The 14,277-nt window shown below is 63.7% G+C and carries 13 protein-coding genes; 10 read left to right on the plus strand and 3 right to left on the minus strand.

The annotated features are described in order from the left end of the window. The first annotated feature begins 112 nt into the window (after positions 1-112). The 4 genes from yajC (at position 113) to PSV40_RS08060 (ending at position 5,896) form a co-directional block, all read left to right on the plus strand. Complete coding sequence (gene yajC, locus PSV40_RS08045) at positions 113-448, plus strand: preprotein translocase subunit YajC (RefSeq protein WP_300536353.1); 336 nt, start codon at positions 113-115, stop codon at positions 446-448. Positions 449-514: 66 nt separating this feature from the next. After that, positions 515-2,410, plus strand: a complete 1,896-nt coding sequence (gene secD / locus PSV40_RS08050; protein ID WP_300536355.1) for a protein translocase subunit SecD — start codon at positions 515-517, stop codon at positions 2,408-2,410. Between the two features lie 27 nt (positions 2,411-2,437). Continuing rightward, positions 2,438-3,391, plus strand: a complete 954-nt coding sequence (gene secF, locus PSV40_RS08055; RefSeq protein ID WP_300536357.1) for a protein translocase subunit SecF — start codon at positions 2,438-2,440, stop codon at positions 3,389-3,391. A gap of 27 nt (positions 3,392-3,418) precedes the next feature. Beyond that, positions 3,419-5,896 (plus strand): DUF1631 family protein, encoded by a 2,478-nt coding sequence (locus PSV40_RS08060; protein WP_300536358.1) that lies wholly within the window; start codon positions 3,419-3,421, stop codon positions 5,894-5,896. A 116-nt stretch (positions 5,897-6,012) separates the two neighbouring features. On the opposite strand, the gene PSV40_RS08065 is transcribed toward PSV40_RS08060, so the two are convergent. From PSV40_RS08065 to PSV40_RS08075, 3 genes are all read right to left on the minus strand, one after another. Then, positions 6,013-6,537, minus strand: coding sequence for a DUF494 domain-containing protein (locus PSV40_RS08065; protein ID WP_300536360.1), 525 nt, complete (start codon positions 6,535-6,537; stop codon positions 6,013-6,015). Between the two features lie 79 nt (positions 6,538-6,616). Beyond that, positions 6,617-7,738 carry a DNA-processing protein DprA gene (dprA, locus tag PSV40_RS08070; protein WP_300536362.1) on the minus strand — a complete coding sequence of 374 codons (1,122 nt, stop codon included), beginning with the start codon at positions 7,736-7,738 and terminating at the stop codon, positions 6,617-6,619. 71 nt (positions 7,739-7,809) lie between these two features. Continuing rightward, the gene (locus PSV40_RS08075) at positions 7,810-9,027 is read right to left on the minus strand and encodes a LysM domain-containing protein (protein ID WP_300536589.1); all 1,218 of its coding nucleotides are present in this window, start codon (positions 9,025-9,027) and stop codon (positions 7,810-7,812) included. Between the two features lie 188 nt (positions 9,028-9,215). On the opposite strand from PSV40_RS08075, the gene def reads away from it, so the two are divergent. The 6 genes from def to PSV40_RS08105 all read left to right on the plus strand — a co-directional run bounded on the left by def (position 9,216) and on the right by PSV40_RS08105 (position 14,244). Next, positions 9,216-9,728, plus strand: a complete 513-nt coding sequence (gene def / locus PSV40_RS08080) for a peptide deformylase (protein WP_300536363.1) — start codon at positions 9,216-9,218, stop codon at positions 9,726-9,728. A gap of 193 nt (positions 9,729-9,921) precedes the next feature. Next, a complete protein-coding gene (fmt, locus tag PSV40_RS08085; protein ID WP_300536365.1) occupies positions 9,922-10,902 on the plus strand; it encodes a methionyl-tRNA formyltransferase in 981 nt (326 codons plus the stop codon). Then, positions 10,899-11,657: an AzlC family ABC transporter permease gene (locus PSV40_RS08090; protein ID WP_300536367.1), complete on the plus strand. Its 759-nt coding sequence runs from the start codon at positions 10,899-10,901 to the stop codon at positions 11,655-11,657. Before fmt ends, PSV40_RS08090 begins: the two co-directional genes overlap by 4 nt. Next, on the plus strand, positions 11,654-11,989 hold the full coding sequence (locus tag PSV40_RS08095; protein WP_300536368.1) for an AzlD domain-containing protein: 336 nt from the start codon (positions 11,654-11,656) through the stop codon (positions 11,987-11,989). Before PSV40_RS08090 ends, PSV40_RS08095 begins: the two co-directional genes overlap by 4 nt. Positions 11,990-12,054: 65 nt before the next feature. Next, entirely contained in the window at positions 12,055-13,248 is a 1,194-nt protein-coding gene (locus PSV40_RS08100; RefSeq protein ID WP_300536370.1) for a phosphoglycerate kinase, read from the plus strand. A 114-nt stretch (positions 13,249-13,362) separates the two neighbouring features. Then, positions 13,363-14,244, plus strand: coding sequence for a dihydrodipicolinate synthase family protein (locus PSV40_RS08105; protein WP_300536372.1), 882 nt, complete (start codon positions 13,363-13,365; stop codon positions 14,242-14,244). Positions 14,245-14,277 lie beyond the last annotated feature (33 nt).

The raw sequence follows: 14,277 nt of genomic DNA on the forward strand, positions 1-14,277 counted from the left end.
GGTGAAAACCGGTAGGGTTACAAGTCCTGACATCCACCCGGCCGCATACAATCGGCCTTCCGCGCCCCCGCTGTCACTAGTGGGAGCCTTACTTATTGTTGTGGAGTCTGCCGTGTTTATTTCTTCCGCGTTTGCCCAAACCGCCCCAGCCGCTGCTGCCGAAGGCGGCATGTTGTCTTCGCTCACCAGCATGCTGCCGCTGGTGCTGATGTTTGTGGTGCTGTATTTTGTGATGATCCGCCCGCAGATGAAAAAGCAGAAAGAGCATCGCGCGATGATTGACGCACTGGCCAAAGGCGACGAGGTGGTTACCGCCGGTGGCTTGCTCGGCACGGTTACCAAGCTGGGCGAGGCCTACCTGGGCCTGGAGCTTGCCACGGGCGTCGAGGTCCAGCTGCAGCGCAGTGCCATCGTCCAGGTCCTGCCCAAAGGCAGCATCAAGTCCTAATTTCCCCCGGCCGGCCGGCATGGGCCGGCTTTTTCAGCCCCTCAGTTTCCCAGGAACAGCACGCTCATGAATCGTTATCCGGTCTGGAAGTACGCGATCATCGTCGTCGCCCTGTTGATTGCCGCCCTTTACACGCTGCCCAATTTTTTTGGCGAGGCGCCTGCGGTGCAGGTGTCCGCCGCCAGGTCCAGCGTCAAGATTGACGAGACAACAGTCGCTCGCGTTGAGAAGGCGCTCAAGGATGTCAATATCGTTGCGGAGGCGGTGACTTTCGATGTCACATCGGTCAAGGCACGTTTCGGTGACACGGACACCCAGCTCAAGGCCAAGGACGCGATTGAAAAAGCGCTGCTGTCCGACCCGGCCACACCGTCTTACATCGTGGCCCTCAATCTGCTGTCACGCTCACCCGCCTGGCTGACCGCCCTGAACGCCCGGCCCATGTACCTCGGCCTGGACTTGCGCGGTGGTGTGCATTTCATGCTGCAGGTGGACATGCAGGCAGCACTGACGAAAAAAGCCGAGTCGCTGGCCGGGGACATCCGCCTGGTGTTGCGCGAAAAGAACATCCGCCACGGCGGCATCAACCGCAACGGCCAGGTCATTGAGGTCAGGTTCCGCGACGCGGCCACGCTGGAAGCCGCCAAACGCCTGATCCAGGACCAGTTTGCGGACCTGCAGCTGGCGGACGCGCCCGACGGAACCGAGTACAAGCTCAATGCCAGTATCAAGCCCGAGGCGGCCCGTCTGGTACAGGATCAGGCACTCAAGCAGAACATGGTGACGCTGCACAACCGCATCAACGAACTCGGCGTGGCCGAACCGGTGATCCAGCAGCAGGGACTGGACCGCATCGTGGTGCAGTTACCCGGTGTGCAGGACACGGCCAAGGCCAAGGATATTCTGGGGCGCACCGCCACGCTGGAAATGCGCCTGGTCGATGAAAGCGCAGAGGGCCGCGCGGCAGAGAGCGGCGCCAGCGCCGTTCCTTTTGGCTCCGAGCGCTTCCTGGAACGCGACGGCCGGCCCGTGATTGTCAAGAAGCAGGTGATCCTGACCGGCGAAAGCCTGACGGACGCCCAGCCGGGGTTTGACTCGCAGAGCCAGCAGCCCAAGGTGGACCTGACCGTCGATGCCAAGGGTGGGCGCATCATGCGCGACGTGAGCCGCGAAAACGTCAAGAAACGCATGGCCATCGTGCTGTTTGAAAAAGGCAAGGGCGAGGTGCTGACGGCCCCGGTGATCCAGAGTGAGCTTGGCAATCGCTTTCAGATCTCCGGTTCCATGAGTGTGACGGAAGCCAATGACCTGGCGCTGCTGCTGCGTGCCGGATCGCTGGCTGCCCCCATGGAAATCATTGAAGAACGCACCATCGGCCCCAGCCTGGGCGCTGAAAACATCGCCAAGGGCTTTCACAGCGTGGCTTGGGGTTTTGTCGTGATCGTCGCTTTCATGGCCGTTTACTACATGCTGTTCGGACTGTTCTCCGGTCTGGCCCTGGCGGTGAACCTGCTCCTGCTGGTGGCGGTGCTGTCCATGCTTCAGGCGACCCTGACCCTGCCCGGCATGGCGGCCATGGCGCTGGCGCTCGGCATGGCGATTGACTCCAATGTCCTGATCAACGAGCGGGTGCGTGAAGAGCTGCGCAATGGGGCGGCGCCACAGGCCGCCATTCACACCGGTTACGAACGCGCCTGGGCCACCATCCTGGACTCGAACATCACCACGCTGATTGCCGGGCTGGCCTTGCTGGCCTTCGGTTCCGGACCCGTGCGCGGCTTTGCCGTGGTGCACGTCATCGGCATTTTGACCAGTATGTTCTCGGCCGTGTTCTTCTCCCGTGGGCTGGTCAACCTCTGGTATGGACGGCAGAAGAAACTCAAATCGGTGTCCATTGGTACCGTCTGGCGACCCGCCGGCAGCACTACTGTGCCTGCCAAGCCTGCAGCGTCGGCCAACTAGACCACAGAACAACGGACAGAAAACGCCATGGAATTTTTCAAAATCAAAAAAGACATCCCGTTCATGCGGCATGCCTTGATCTTCAATGTGATTTCATTCACGACCTTTGTGCTGGCCGTGTTTTTCCTGTTTTCGCGCGGGCTGCACCTGTCGGTGGAGTTCACCGGCGGCACGGTGATGGAGGTCAGCTATTCACAGCCCGCCGATGTCGAAAAGGTCAGGGGTACCGTGGCGGGCCTGGGCTTTACCGATGTGCAGGTGCAGAATTTCGGCACGGCGCGTGAAGTGATGATCCGCTTGCCTGCGCAAAAAGGCGTGACCACCGCCCAGCAGAGCGAGAAAGTGATGGCGGCGCTGAAGGCAGACGACCCGCAGATCACTCTGCGGCGGACCGAGTTTGTCGGCCCCCAGGTGGGCGAAGAGCTGGCCCAGGATGGCCTGAAGGCGCTAGCCATGGTGGTGGTCGGCATCATGATTTACCTGGCCTTTCGCTTCGAATGGAAGTATGCGGTGGCGGCCATCATTGCCAACCTGCATGACGTCGTGATCATTCTCGGTTTCTTCGCATTTTTCCAGTGGGAGTTTTCGCTCTCCGTGCTGGCCGCCGTGCTGGCCGTGCTGGGCTACTCGGTCAACGAATCGGTGGTGGTTTTCGACCGGATCCGTGAAAATTTCCGCCGTTACCGCAAGATGAACACCGTGCAGATCATCGACAACGCGATCACCTCCACCATCAGCCGCACCATCATCACGCATGGTTCCACCCAGATCATGGTTTTGTCGATGCTGCTCTTTGGCGGACCGACCCTGTTTTATTTCGCGCTGGCCCTCACGATTGGCATCCTGTTCGGCATCTATTCTTCGGTGTTTGTGGCCGCGGCGATTGCCATGTGGCTGGGTATCAAACGCGAAGACCTTGTCAAGCCATCGGGGAAAAAGGAAGAGGATCCGAACGATCCGAATGCCGGCGCAACGGTTTAGACAAACCGCACCAACACATACACGGACGTGGCCGCAAACACCAAAAGAGACCTTCTTCTTGCCCGGCAGGCGCGCGAACGGTTTGTGAGCCACGCCGCGCGCATTCTGCCCGAGCTGGCCGGCGCCATCAGGCAAAAACTGTCTGCCCTGACCGAGCAGAGCGGCAGTGCCCGCGACATGCAGGACCGCCGTGACGCCTGGTTGTCCTTTCAGAACTCGGAATCGGTCTGGGTCAACGCCACCATCGCCGCCTGGAAAAATGCGCTGCTCCCGGTGGCCGCATCGGTTGGTATGGCGGTGGATACCGGCAAGTTCGAGCTGATGGGCAACGAGGTGATGGAGAACAGGATTCTTGCCTCCCGCCTCGCCTTGCGCCTGCTGGACAGCGCCAGCTGGGAGCTCAACGACCTGCGTCTGCGCGTCCAGAGCCTGGAGGGGGGGTCCGAACTCGCCAAGGAAGACATTCTCCGCCCCGAGGTCCTCTCGCAAAAAATGGTGGAGCAATGGACCCTGGCACCCCTGTCGCGCGAGGTATGGCTGATGGTTCAGGACCTGATCCAGCAGCAGTTGACCGCGCATCTGCTGGAGGCCTACCGCGCCGCCAACGAGTTCCTGATCAAGGAAAACGTGATGGTGGACATTGATCTGCGGGCTCTTGTCAAACGCACGCCCTCTGCAAACAGCCCGTTGTCCGTCCGCGCCAAACCCAAGCCGGAGGGCCGTCGCGCCACGGCGCCCGCCGGGCAGGCGTCCGGTGCGGGCTCGTCAGGCGGAGCTGGCGTTGATGGGGGCTCTTCAGGCGTTGGTGCCGCGGGCGGCGGACGTTCGGGATCAGGTTCAGGTTCAGGTTCAGGTTCAGGTTCAGGTTCAGGTTCAGGTTCAGGGCGTGGAGGTAGCGGTGGCGGTGGCAGCGCGTCGGGCGGAACAGGGGCTTCCGCGAACTCCGCCGCATCCAGGGAAGCGATCCACGACGAGACGCGCATGCAGACCGGGACGTCGCCACTGGCACGGGCACGCATGCGGGCGCAGGGGGTGATGGGGCATCTCAAGCGCCTGCTGTCCGACCATGCCGTTGACTTTGACCACACCCACGCCAATCAGCCTTCGCCCCGGCTGGCGCAGGCCCTGTCCAGGGTGCAAACCCGCGCCGCGACGGGCAATGCCTATGAAGGCACCCTGGTCGATGCACCCGGTCAGGTTTATGGTGCCGTCGATGTGGAGCAGGCGGCAGGCGCCCTGCGCCAGCGCACCAGTGACCTCAAGCAGGCGGCGAGCACGTCCAGTGAAAAGGCCACCATCGAAATCGTGGCGCTGATGTTCCAGAGCATTCTGGCGGAAGACCGTATTCCGCCTGCCGTGCGGGTGTGGTTTGCCAGGCTGCAGATGCCGGTGCTGCGTGTTGCGATTTCAGAACCCGAATTTTTCGGTTCCCTGCAACATCCGGCACGCCGGCTGATCGACCGCATGGGCTCCTGCGTGCTGGGCTTTGATGCAACGATCTCGGGCGGTGCGCTGGAGATCGAAATCAAGCGCATCGTGCAGGTCATCGAGCAATACCCGGAGACCGGCAGGCGGGTGTTCCAGCTGGTGTATGACGAGTTTCAGAAATTCCTTTCGAAGTTCCTGTCCGGGCAAGGCAGCGCCGCGCGCGTGGTCAGCGTGGCCCAGCAGATGGAGCAGAAGGAAACCATGGCCATCCAGTACACCATCGAGATGCGCAACATGCTCAACGACATGCCGGTGCGCGAAGAGATCCGTGAATTTCTCTTCAAGATCTGGGCCGAGGTGCTGGCCATTGCAGGCATGAAAAACGGGCCCCAGCACAAAGACACGATCACGCTCAAGCAAGCGGCGGCCGATCTCGTCTGGGCCGCCAGCGCCAAGCCCAACCGCAATGACCGGGCCCGCGTCATTGCCGACCTGCCCAAGCTGCTGCACCTGCTGCGTCTGGGCATGTCCATGCTGGGCATGACCGCGCCGGTGCAGGACCAGCACCTGAAGATCATCAGCGATACGCTGGCGGACGCCTTCATGTCCAAGACCGATGCCATCTCCCTGGAGCGCATCGAGGAGATGTCCAGGCGGCTGGCGAATCTGGAGGACTACCTGTCGGACGAGGATGTTGGTGACCTGCCGCTGGACACCGAAAACCTGGTCATGATGATCGGCATTGATGCCTCGGAAATCGCGGTGATTACCGACGGTGGCAGCCAGCCCAGTGAAGCCATGCGTTCCTGGGCGCAGGAGTTGCAGCTCGGGGCCTGGTTCACGCTGGACCACAACGGCCAGGTCAGCCATGTGCAGTTTGCCTGGCGCAGCGACCGCAAGCAGTTGAACCTGTTTGCATCGACCGACGGCCGCAACTTCCTGATCCAGGCGCGCCGCCTGGCGGCCTACTTGCAGGCCGGCCTGCTTGTACCTACCGAAGACGAGGCGCTCACGGTGCGCGCCACCCGCGACGCCTTGGCCAAGCTCGATGCCAATCCGGAGCGACTGTTAGGCTAAGTCGGTTAAGGTATGGGTCTTTACCAGCCGGGGCCGCGGAACCGGCTTTGCCGGGCCGCAGGCGCAGTGGCCCCCTCGGGGGGCAGCGAACCACACGAAGTGGGGAGCGTGGGGCTCTAGTGAGCCACGCGGAAGTCCGCGTCGTCGCAGAGTTCGTCCAGGACCAGTGCGTCGGGTTCTTCGCCGAAGCTCCAGTACACCATCAGCACAATGATCTTGAGGTCGTCCAGCGCAAGGGGGTCTCCCGGTGCAGCCATCGCCCGGTCGATCACGATTTCCCGCATGTGGGATGGCAGCACACCCGAAGACTCCAGGAAACTGACGAAGCCCAGGGCCTGGGCGCCGAGGTGGTCCTGCTCTGCCACCGAATAGACACGCAGGCTGCCGGCCGACTGGGGCTGAAAGCCCGGTAGCGTGATGGCCGTTGCGGGGAAAGGCGGGGCGCTGGCCGTCGAAGCGGCAGGCATGCCGACCTGGGTGTTCTGCGCGGCGATGTTCAGGCCGTTGAGCCAGACCAGCGCGGCCTGGATCTCGTCCGCCTCAAAACCGACTGCCGTGAGTTTGCGGCTCAGCTGGTGCAGCTCGGGGCAGGCGTCGCCTTGCCAGTAATTTTCGTAAACGTACACCAGTACTTCAAACATGCACTCAATATAACGCAGTTGGGAGCGGTGTGGCCATTGCACGAGGCCGAAGGCCCTTGGCCCAACGTAGCCGCAGGCGTCAACCCCTCGCCATGCGCTGAAACAGCCCGCCCTGCAGCCTGGCGACCTCTCCAGCCATCTCCAGCGCCAGCAGACGGGCCTGCAATTCAGCGGTTGCCAGCCCGGTGCGCGCCTGCAGGGCGTCGAGGCTGACGGGCTCGTACCCCATCGCCGCAAACAGCGGGTCGTCTGCGGGGTGTCCGTCCGCATCCGCTTCTGCGGTCAAAGCAGGCGAAAGCTGAGGCAGACTCAACTCTTCCAGCACGTCCTGGGCGGACTCCACCAGCTTGGCGCCCTGTTTGATGAGGGCGTGGCAGCCCCGCGACAGGGGGGAGTGGATGGAGCCGGGGATGGCAAACACCTCCTTGCCCTGTTCCGCGGCCAGGCGCGCGGTGATGAGCGAGCCCGACTTGAGCGCCGCTTCGACGACCAGCGTGCCTTGGGACAGACCGGAGATCAGGCGGTTGCGCTTGGGGAAATTGGCGGTGAGGGGTGGTGTGCCCAGCGGGAACTCGCTGATGATCAGGCCGCGCTGCGCAATGCGGTGGGCGAGCGCCAGATGCTGCTTCGGATACACCCGGTCCAGCCCGGTGCCGACCACAGCCATGGTGGTGCCGCCACCGAGCAGGGCACCGTCATGGGCGGCACCGTCCACGCCGAGCGCCAGCCCCGACACCACACAGAGGCCGGCTTCGCCGAACACTCTGGCAAATTGCCGGGCATTGCTTTCCCCCTGGGGCGTCGGGTTTCGGCTGCCCACGATGGCGATGCAGGGTGCTGCATTATTTGTAGCTGCCGGCGCCCATGGATCAAGGGCTCCAAGCATATAAAGCATGGAGGGTGGGTCTTCGATGTCGAGCAGCGCGGGCGGGTAGCCGGTATCGCCCAACGTCACCACGCGCCGGTTGTCCGCGCCCTGCAACCAGTCCAGGGTGGCTTGCAGCTGGTCGGCCAGGGTGGCGGGTTCGGTCAGCAGCGCATCGGCCAGGCGGTCGGAGCCGAGCTGCCGCAAGCTGCTTGCGTCTTGTTCAAAGATGGCCTGGGCTGACCCGAACGCGGCCAGCAACTGGCGGGCTCCCGCGTTGCCGATACCCGGGGTCAGCGACAGGCGCAACCAGGCGCAGAGTTCAGCGACGTCCATGGAGGGGGCGCATTCAGGCGAAGGCGGCATCGCAATTCATGCAGGCAGTCTGCACAAGCTGGCGCTGACGTTCAGTTGGGATTTTCGAACTGGTCGCCCACTTTTACGCCTTCGCTGACCTCCAGGACCAGCGCGTAGGAGAGCTTTTCGAAAGTACGGAAGACGATCAACAAGCCATTGCGTTCATTGGGCAGCTTGATCTGTGTTCTGGCGGAGTCCGTGCGGTCAGTGATGCGTTCTCCGCTTCGCAAAATCGCCATCACATGGCCTCGCTCCAGACCGTCCCGGATGCCGCGGTTGATGACAACGACCTGGTTGCCAGCCGCATATCGCACGGCACTGCCGTAAATCGAGACAATCTGGCCCTCAATGGGGAGCTGCGGTGCGCGCGGTACATAACTCAGCAGTTCACGCGGCGGTTCCGGCACCAGCCGGTCACCGACGCGCATTTCTTCTTTCGCGACGAGGATGTCGATGGTGGCCGGGATGACCTCATTGACGAGCTTGCCGTCCTTGCCCCGCACGCTGGCGGTGGATTCGCCGCGCACCAGCTCGGCCTTGCCGAGAAATTGCGCCTCGTAGCCGAGGATCTCGCCGGTGGCGGGGTCTTTCAGCGGTGTGGCATTGCGAAAGACCCGGTAGTCCAGCGGCTCGCCTTTGGCCGTGCTCAGCGGCTTGCCGGTGTCCTTGCTGGAGTAGACGCCGCGTGCATAGGCGCGGTCGCCGCGGCTGAGCAAGACCCGGCCTTCCTGGGCGGCCACAATGCGCGGGGCGGTCAAAAACGCGGCTTCGTCGACGATCAGGGCTTCCGACAGAAAGGGCTCAATGGCCTGCGGCGACAGTGTGGGGATGGCTGCATCAGCCAGCGATTCATAACGCGTGCGCGGCGATACCCGCACGGTGCCGGGCTGGCCGTCGCCGTCGCCCGCGCGCCGGGCCCGCAAAGTGGCGCGCCCGCCGGATTTGTCCAGATACAGCTGCTGGCCGGGATAAATCCGGTGCGGATTGCGGATGTCGTCCAGATTCATGCCCCACAACTCGGGCCAGCGCCACGGGGTTTTCAGGAACATGCCCGAGATGGCCCACAAGGTGTCGCCGCGCTTGACGGTGTATTCGTCGGGGGCGTTGGGGGCCAGATCGCTCAGTGGCACGCCGGTTTGGGCTACCTGGCTGGCCGTGGCTTTCTGGCCGGCGGTGATCGGAAAATTCTGGGCGTGCAGGCCTACAGTGGATGCCAGCAGAGCGGCCGCTATTGAAATCTGACTGAACCGACCAAAAATATGTTGCATCTTGAGGCCCTTGGGGCTGGCGCGGCCTTGGGCATCAAGGCCGGACGCCGCGTTTGTATCTTGATAAATCACTAGCGATTTTGTACTTAAGCCCTTGATTAGGCAACGAATATGCCATTTCGCGACAGCGGGGATGCTGAAAAATGGCGAAAATTAGCGAAAATAGCGACATCTGATTACCCGCCACCATGACCCAACTGACCATTCTTCGTTACCCTGACCCACGTCTGCACACCGTTGCCAAGCCCGTGGCGGCGGTGGACGCACGTATCCGCACTTTGGTGGGCGACATGCTGGAAACCATGTATGCCGCAGAGGGTATCGGCTTGGCCGCCAGCCAGGTCAATGTTCACGAAAGAGTCGTTGTGATCGACGTCAGCGAGGGCCGGGACCAGCCACTGGTGCTGATCAACCCCGAAATCATCTGGTCCAGCCCCGAGACCCAGGTCAACGACGAAGGCTGCCTGTCCGTGCCCGGCGTGTATGACGGGGTGGAGCGCGCCAGCGCCATCAGGGCGCGGGCGCTGGACCTTGATGGCCAGCCGCAGACCCACAGTGCCGAAGGCCTGCTGGCGGTGTGTGTCCAGCACGAGATGGACCACCTGATGGGCAAGGTGTTCGTCGAGTACCTGTCGCCGCTCAAGCGCAACCGCATCAAGACCAAGATGATCAAGCAGAAAAAAGACGAGGAACGGGTCTGAGTACAGCCCCCACGTTCGCTCACTGCGTGTAGTTTTCTGCCCCCCCATGGGGGCGTTGCGCCTGCGGCCCGGCAAAGCCGGTTCCGCGGCCCCGGCTGGTGTGAAGAGAAGTCACGGCGCATCTCCGCCAGGCAGGCCTCTGAAAAATTGGACGGTCCACTTTTCCGGGCCGGTACTCGGCGAAAATCCCCCGATGCGCATTATTTTTGCAGGTACCCCCGAATTCGCCCGCGTGGCGCTGGCGCAACTCCACGCGGCTGGTTGTGACGTTCCCCTTGTCCTGACCCAGCCGGACCGTCCCGCCGGTCGCGGCATGAAGCTGCAGGCGTCCAGCGTCAAGCAGTTTGCCCTCGACCACCACATTCCGGTGGCCCAGCCGCGCAGCCTGCGGCTGGACGGCAAATACCCCGAAGACGCTGCCGCAGCACGTGCCGCTATCGAGTCGGCGCAGGCCGACGCCATGGTGGTGGCGGCCTACGGCCTGATCCTGCCGCAGTGGGTGCTTACAACACCGAGGCTGGGCTGCTTCAATATCCATGCATCCTTGCTGCCGCGCTGGCGCGGTGCGGCGCCCATTCACCGCGCCATTGAGGCTGGCGACAGCGAAACCGGCATCACGATCATGCAAATGGACGTCGGGCTGGACACCGGTGACATGCTGCTGGTGGAGAAAATCGCGATCCTGCCGACCGACACCACCGGCAGCCTGCACGACCGGCTGGCGGCCCAGGGGGGCCGGCTGATGGTCGAGGCGTTGGCGCTGGCGGCCTGCGGCGGGCTGACCCCGGTGCGCCAGCCTGAGCAAGGCGTCAGTTACGCCCACAAGATTGAAAAACACGAGGCCGCCATCGACTGGACGCAAAGTGCGGCGGTGATCGCACGGCGTATCCGCGCCTTCAATCCCTTCCCGGCCGCCGCCAGTCCGGTGGCCGGTGAAATCCTCAAGATCTGGGAGGCGGCCGTGTGGCCGGGGACCGTGCCGGCCGGCGCCCGGCCGGGCGAAGTGCTGGCCGTCAGCGAGCAGGGGGTGGATGTCGCCGCGGCAGACGGCGTACTGCGCCTGACGCGCCTGCAGAAGGCGGGCGGCAAGGCGCTGGATGCCGCGCAGTTCCTGCGTGGATTCGCGCTGACGCCTGGCATGGTATTCGGGACGGCCGTGGAGGCTGCGCCATGACTGCATTGAAGGAGCCGCTCTGGCGCCACCCCGAGTTCCGCCAAGGCGTGCGCGACATGGCGCCGATTGCTGCCGGTACCGCCGCCTGGGGCCTGATGACCGGCGTGGCCATGGTCAAGTCGGGGCTCAGTGTGTTCGAGTGCGTGCTGATGACAGTGGTGGTTTTTGCCGGCAGTTCGCAACTGGCGGCGGTGCCGCTGATTGTGGCCGGCGCGCCCATGTGGGTGATTCTGGCGACCGCTGCCTGCGTGAATCTGCGCTTTGTCGTGTTCAGCGCTCACCTGCGGCCGTACATGATGCACCAGCCGCTGTGGCGCCGCATGGCCGGCGGTTACTTCACGACCGACCTCAGTTATGTGATGTTCACCGCCCGCCATCCGAAGCCGGTGCCCCCCGATGATCTGCTGACCCTGCGTGCGCAGGAGGCCAGCCTGGCGGGCAACTGCGCCGTCACCTGGGTCGCCTGGGTGGTGCCCAGCCTGCTCGGCATCGCCATGGCCAACGCCGTGCCGCTGCACTGGGGCTTGGGTTTTGCGGGCATCCTGGCCTTGCTGGGCATCACGCTGTCACTGGCGAGCAGCCGGCTGCGCCTGATCTCCGCCGGTGTGGCCGGCGCCGCAGCGGTGGCCGCCTTTGCCCTGCCGCTCAAGCTCAACATCCTGGTCGGCATCGCAGCGGCCGTGGCGGTCTGCCTGATGCTCGAAAAACCCGCCCGGCCCGCCGCCGGCCTTCCCACATCCGGGGAGACCGCATGATGCAGACCGATGCCTGGACCGTCGTGACCATCCTGGGCCTGGCGGTGGTCACGGTGCTTACGCGCTCTTTCTTTTTCCTGTCGAGCAAACCCTGGACATTGCCGGATTGGGCCCAGCGCGGGCTGCACTATGCGCCGATTGCTGCGCTGGCGGCGGTGATCGTGCCCGAGATCGTGATGACGCAGGGCTCGTTGATCAGCACCTGGCGGGACGCGCGCGTGTTTGCGGCGCTGGCTGGTGCTGCGTGGTTTTTCTGGCGCCGCACCGTGCTCGGCACCATCGTGGCCGGCATGGCGGTGTACCTTCCCTTGCACATCCATCTGGGCTGGTAGGCCCTGCCGGGGCCACTCCTACAATCAGGCATCGATTTTTCTTCTCCGTTTCCTTGCGAGGCCCCATGAAATTCATCCGTTTCTCCGATCTTTGCGCCCAGGGCCTTGTCAAAGGCCGGCGCGTGTTCATTCGTGCCGACCTCAATGTGCCGCAGGACGACAGCGGCCACATCACCGAGGACACCCGCATCCGCGCCTCGATTCCCTGCGTCCAGATGGCCCTTGACGCCGGCGCCGCGGTGATGGTGACTTCCCACCTGGGCCGGCCGACCGAAGGGCAGTTCAAGCCCGAAGACTCCCTCGCACCGGTGGCGCAGCGCCTGGGTGAACTGATGCAGCGCGAGGTGCCGCTGAAGTCCGGCTGGGTCGACGGCGTGGACGTGGCGCCCGGTGAGTTCGTGCTGCTGGAGAACTGCCGCGTCAACCCCGGCGAAAAAAAGAACGACGAGGCGCTGGCCCGCAAGATGGCGGCGCTCTGCGATATTTTTGTGCACGACGCTTTCGGCACGGCGCACCGCGCCGAGGCCTCGACCTACGGCATCGCGCAGTTTGCCAAAGTGGCCTGCGCCGGCCCACTGCTGGCGGCCGAAATGGATGCGATCTCCAAAGCCCTGGCCAACCCGAAGCGACCGCTGGTGGCCATTGTGGCCGGCAGCAAGGTGTCGACCAAGCTGACCATTCTCCAGGCGCTGGCCGGCAAGGTGGACCAGCTGATTGTGGGCGGCGGCATTGCCAACACCTTCATGCTGGCCAACGGCCTGCCCATCGGCAAAAGCCTGGCGGAACGCGAACAGCTGGACCAGGCCCGGGCGGTGATGGCGGCCATGAAGGCGCGCGGCGCCGAAGTGCCGATTCCGACCGATGTGGTGACTGCCAAGACTTTCAGTGCCGACGCGCCCGCGACCGTCAAGGCTGCCACCGAGGTGGCGGACGACGACCTGATCCTGGACATCGGCCCGCAAACCGCGAAAAAGCTGGCCGACCAGCTGATGGCCGCCGGCACCATTGTCTGGAACGGCCCGGTCGGCGTGTTCGAGTTTGCCGCCTTTGAAGGCGGCACCCGAACCATCGCCCAGGCGATTGCTGCCAGCCCCGCCTTCAGCATTGCCGGCGGTGGCGACACGCTGGCCGCCATTGCCAAATACGGGATTGAAAAAGACGTAGGCTACATCTCCACCGGCGGCGGCGCCTTCCTCGAAGTGCTGGAAGGCAAGACCCTGCCGGCTTTCGATATCCTGCAGAAGCGGGTGGCAGGCTGAGCCGGCGCGGTTTTTGCTATTAAAAATATAGCTGTCTCCGCAAGCAGGGCAAGGGCTGGAGGCCATTTTGCTTGAATTTTTTCCGATCCACGGATAGTTGCCGGGAGTTTGCAGATGACGGATTTTCACGGTGTTTTTCCTTATCTGGTGTCGCCCATTGACGCCGACGGGGAGGTCAAGGCGGATGTCCTGACACGCCTTTGCCAGGACCTGATGGCGGCCGGTGTGCATGGCCTGACGCCCCTGGGATCAACCGGCGAATTTGCCTACCTCAACCCGGCGCAGCGGCGCCGGGTGGTAGAGGTGGTGGTGCAGGCGGCCGGCCGCCGGGTGCCGGTGGTGGCCGGTGTGGCGGCTACTACCATCGTCGACGCCGTCGGCCAGGCCCGGGCGTACGAACGCATGGGCTGCGACGGCATCCTGGCCGTGCTGGAAGCGTATTTTCCCGTGGACGACGAGGGGGTCTACCAGTACTTCAAGGCGATTGCCGATGCCGTGTCGCTGCCGGTGGTGATCTACACCAATCCGAATTTCCAGCGCTCCGACCTCAAGCTGCCGGTCATCGAGCGGCTCAGCCACATCCCCAACATCCGTTATATCAAGGACGCTTCCTTCAACACCGGGCGCCTGCTGTCGATCATGAATGTCGTCGAGGGCCGGATGGAAGTTTTTGCCGCGTCGTCGCACGTGCCTGCGACCGTGATGCTGATGGGCGGCACGGGCTGGATGGCCGGGCCTGCCTGCCTGGTTCCCCGGCAGAGCATCGCGCTGTACGACCTGTGCCGGGCCGGCCGCTGGAGCGAGGCCATGGCCTTGCAGCGCAGGCTCTGGAGCATCAACCAGGTGTTTGCCACCTTCAACCTGGCGGCCTGCATCAAGGCCGGCCTCGTGCTGCAGGGGTATGAGGTCGGCCATCCCCTGGCGCCGCAAGCCCCGTTGTCGCCGGAGGGTGTGGAAACGGTGCGTCGGGTCCTGCACGAGCTGGGCGCGCTGTAACCAGCTTATTGCGCATCGCCGCCGGGTCTGTGC

The organism is Polaromonas sp., from assembly GCF_029945925.1.
In the GTDB taxonomy this organism is placed as follows: Bacteria; Pseudomonadota; Gammaproteobacteria; order Burkholderiales; family Burkholderiaceae_C; genus Polaromonas.

What these genes read in the sequence shown, in the direction of transcription:
- secD (WP_300536355.1), top strand. Translation starts at nt 515, where the DNA reads ATGAATCGTTATCCGGTCTGGAAGTACGCGATCATCGTCGTCGCCCTG.
- secF (WP_300536357.1), top strand. Translation starts at nt 2,438, where the DNA reads ATGGAATTTTTCAAAATCAAAAAAGACATCCCGTTCATGCGGCATGCC.
- PSV40_RS08065 (WP_300536360.1), bottom strand. Translation starts at nt 6,537, where the DNA reads ATGTTTGAAGTACTGGTGTACGTTTACGAAAATTACTGGCAAGGCGAC.
- dprA (WP_300536362.1), bottom strand. Translation starts at nt 7,738, where the DNA reads ATGGACGTCGCTGAACTCTGCGCCTGGTTGCGCCTGTCGCTGACCCCG.
- PSV40_RS08075 (WP_300536589.1), bottom strand. Translation starts at nt 9,027, where the DNA reads ATGCAACATATTTTTGGTCGGTTCAGTCAGATTTCAATAGCGGCCGCT.
- def (WP_300536363.1), top strand. Translation starts at nt 9,216, where the DNA reads ATGACCCAACTGACCATTCTTCGTTACCCTGACCCACGTCTGCACACC.
- fmt (WP_300536365.1), top strand. Translation starts at nt 9,922, where the DNA reads ATGCGCATTATTTTTGCAGGTACCCCCGAATTCGCCCGCGTGGCGCTG.
- PSV40_RS08090 (WP_300536367.1), top strand. Translation starts at nt 10,899, where the DNA reads ATGACTGCATTGAAGGAGCCGCTCTGGCGCCACCCCGAGTTCCGCCAA.
- PSV40_RS08095 (WP_300536368.1), top strand. Translation starts at nt 11,654, where the DNA reads ATGATGCAGACCGATGCCTGGACCGTCGTGACCATCCTGGGCCTGGCG.
- PSV40_RS08100 (WP_300536370.1), top strand. Translation starts at nt 12,055, where the DNA reads ATGAAATTCATCCGTTTCTCCGATCTTTGCGCCCAGGGCCTTGTCAAA.
- PSV40_RS08105 (WP_300536372.1), top strand. Translation starts at nt 13,363, where the DNA reads ATGACGGATTTTCACGGTGTTTTTCCTTATCTGGTGTCGCCCATTGAC.